Source organism: Rhodohalobacter sp., from assembly GCF_041686455.1.
Taxonomy (GTDB): domain Bacteria; phylum Bacteroidota; class Rhodothermia; order Balneolales; family Balneolaceae; genus Rhodohalobacter.
The window spans coordinates 1-3221 of record NZ_JAWLDW010000196.1; the positions used below are offsets into that span (position 1 = coordinate 1).

Annotated in this window: 2 protein-coding genes; both read left to right on the forward strand. The window is 43.8% G+C overall.

Translation table 11 applies throughout. From position 1 onward, the window contains the following. The coding region (locus ACESM0_RS13440) for a fructose-bisphosphatase class III (RefSeq protein WP_372906716.1) at nucleotides 1-961 on the forward strand (961 nt) is incomplete at its 5' end. Nucleotides 962-1814: 853 nt separating this feature from the next. Further along, nucleotides 1815-3065: a 4-hydroxy-3-methylbut-2-enyl diphosphate reductase gene (locus tag ACESM0_RS13445; protein WP_372906717.1), complete on the forward strand. Its 1251-nt coding sequence runs from the start codon at nucleotides 1815-1817 to the stop codon at nucleotides 3063-3065. The last annotated feature ends 156 nt before the right edge of the window (nucleotides 3066-3221 follow it).

Below are 3221 nucleotides of genomic sequence, written 5' to 3' on the forward strand. Positions count from 1 at the left end.
ACTTTTGGATAAGATTGATTTTGAGGCGGGTACAATTCAAATCCGAAACAAATCTTATCCCTTGCTGGACACTCATTTTCCAACCATTGACCCATCTGATCCCTACACTCTCTCTGATCAGGAAGAGATGGTAATGGAAAAAATCTGTCTCTCATTTGCCAATAGCGAGCGGCTTCAGGAGCATGTTCGTTTTCTCTTTTCAAAGGGAAGTATGTACTTAAAATACAACGGCAACCTGCTCTACCACGGCTGCATTCCCATGACCAAAAACGGAAAACTTCGCCACTTTACCTTTGATGACACAGACCACAGTCCAAAAAAATTCATGGACAGACTCGAGCGATTAGCTCGTCAGGGATACTTTACTACTGATGATCCGGGCAAAAAACAGTATGGGCAGGATACCATGTGGTATTTGTGGAGTGGAGACCAGTCTCCGCTTTTTGGAAAATCGAAGATGGCTACCTTTGAACGCTATTTTATCAGTAACTCCGAAACTCACACCGAAGAGATGAATCCCTACTATGATTTCCGGACAGATGAAGATGTGGCTCAAAAGATTTTAACTGAATTCGGGCTTGATCCCGAAACCGGTCATATCATCAATGGGCATGTTCCGGTTAAAGTAAAAAAGGGAGAAAGCCCCGTTAAGGCCGGCGGTAAATTATTGGTTATAGACGGTGGCTTTGCCAAGGCATACCAATCAAAAACCGGAATTGCCGGTTATACGCTTATTTTTAACTCCTACGGGCTTCTTCTCGCCGCTCACGAATCTTTTGATTCTACACAGATTGCGATTGAAAAAGCCCAGGATATTCATTCGAAAACAGAGATTCTGGAGCAAAACAGAAAAAGAATCCGGGTTCGGGATACAGATAAGGGACAGGAAATTGGAGAAAAAATAAAAGATCTGAAAAATCTGCTGAAGGCTTACCGTTCCGGTGCAATCAAGGAGTCGTAGAAACGTTTGATCGTGAATTTGGCAAATCAATCGAGAGGTTCTCGCTCTTTCAGGACAAACACTGAAATTAATTTAACTCCAGGATAGCGTTACGCTAATCCAATTCAACCGGATTGATATCCCATACAAATAATGAGTAACACCGCCTCATTTCTGTTTTTCATTCCAAACAACGCCCTCTGTTCGGCGATGATTTTTGCGCGAACTGTTATCACGGGTTTCGCTGCGCTTCACCCGAGGCTAAAATCGGCCCCTCTTTCAGAGCTCAAAACCGATTATAAAAAAATCTATCATTTAGCTCTGTACATGAACACCTCCCTTCTAGAGAGGGTGTGTTTAGCAAAGTATATTCAAAATCACAATATCTGTACCACTGAGAATCATGGATATTCTGTAACCGTGCAGTACACTAGGCCCGGTGACTATCACTGCCAAGCTATTTCCAACGGCACTCATGTTTCGGTAGCTAAGTAAATGAATCAATATTTTGAGCTCTGAAAGAGCCAACAGAAACTAGCCCCAAGCCTTAGCTTGGGGTGTAAGATTGGGATACTATTACGCCGATCAGAGTGCAACATTTATATCTCTGATCTACGTAGAGGCGTTGCCACTGCAAATATTAATCTTCCCCCCTATTTTGAAAAGGTTCATTTCTCATACTCTATGGCTACACATAAAGTCTAAGCCAAGAATACTCTATAATTAGCGCCATATGCCACAAACATTGGGGCGTAAGCCTTTTCCATTCAAAAATTCATCACAGCATACTGAATCATCCGGGCACACCACGTGTTTCTCTGATGAACTTTGTATCTTTTTGATTCTGACGAAATTTTGAGACCTAATTTATTCTATGGCCCGTAAAGAGTTTGAAATCCCGGCGATGTTTAAGTCGCCCATTATCCGTAAGGTAAAAGAGGCGAATAAAATTACCGACCCGCGCAAGAAAGACCTTGCCCCGACCGAATTGAATTTCGGTCCGGTCACCTTTCTGATTCCCCGTCACTTCGGTTTCTGCTACGGAGTGGAGAATGCCATCGACATCGCCTACCGGACAGTGGAAGAAAATCCCGATAAAAACATCTATCTGCTCAGCGAGATGATTCACAACCCTACGGTGAATGAGGATCTTCAAAAACGTGGAGTTAAATTTCTGTTTGATACGGACGGATCTGTGAGAATTCCGATTGAAGATCTGTCACCGGATGATGTTGTGATTGTGCCCGCTTTCGGAACCACGCTTGAAATTGGTGAGAAGCTAAAGACCAAGGGTATTGATCCCTATCAGTACAACACAACCTGCCCGTTTGTTGAGAAAGTTTGGAAACGGGGGAATCAGCTTGGAAAGAAGGGATACAGCCTGGTGGTACACGGAAAGCATCGCCACGAAGAGACACGCGCAACCTTTTCACACAGCGCCGATCACTCTCCAACCGTAGTTGTACTGAACCCGGAAGAGGCACAGATCCTGGCTGATATTATGACTGAGAAGCGTCCGATCGAAGATTTTGAGAAATATTTTGGTCACAAGAGCACGGATGGGTTCAATCCGCTGAAAGATCTGGAGTTTTTTGGGGTGATCAATCAAACCACGATGCTCGCTACCGAAACGCAACAGGTGATGGAGATTTTGAAAAAAGCTTCCAAAGAGAGATTTGGAGAAGAAAATGTGGCCAATCACTTTGCCGACACATCCGACACGCTCTGCTATGCTACCAACGAAAATCAGTCGGCCACCTACGCGCTGGCTGATGCAAAGCCGGACATTGCCATTGTTGTTGGCGGATACAACTCATCCAATACCATGCACCTCGTGGAGATCCTGGAACATCACTGCCCAACCTACCATATTCGCGATGCAGAAGAGTTCGATTCATCGGAAAAAATTCGCCACTTCAACCAATGGGAAAAAGAGATGATAGAGACAAAAAATTGGCTTCCCAAAGATCAGGAAAACTTAAAAATTGCACTCACTTCCGGAGCTTCCTGCCCAGACGTACTGGTAGATGAAGTGATGCTAAAAATTCTGTCTCTGTTTGATGATACAAAAGACGTGGAAGAGGTGATTCGTCCTTTTGAAGAGAAATTGGTCACCGAAGAGTAATCTTCTCTATATCCGGCTTAGTCAGGAATAATATTGAAATAAGAAACCCGCTGAGGTTGGAAACTTCTCAACCGAACATCAAAGTCGTCTGTATTTTTTTCTACCCGGGGAGTTATATATCCTGTATCATCGGCTTGCAAGTCGGCATAATCAACG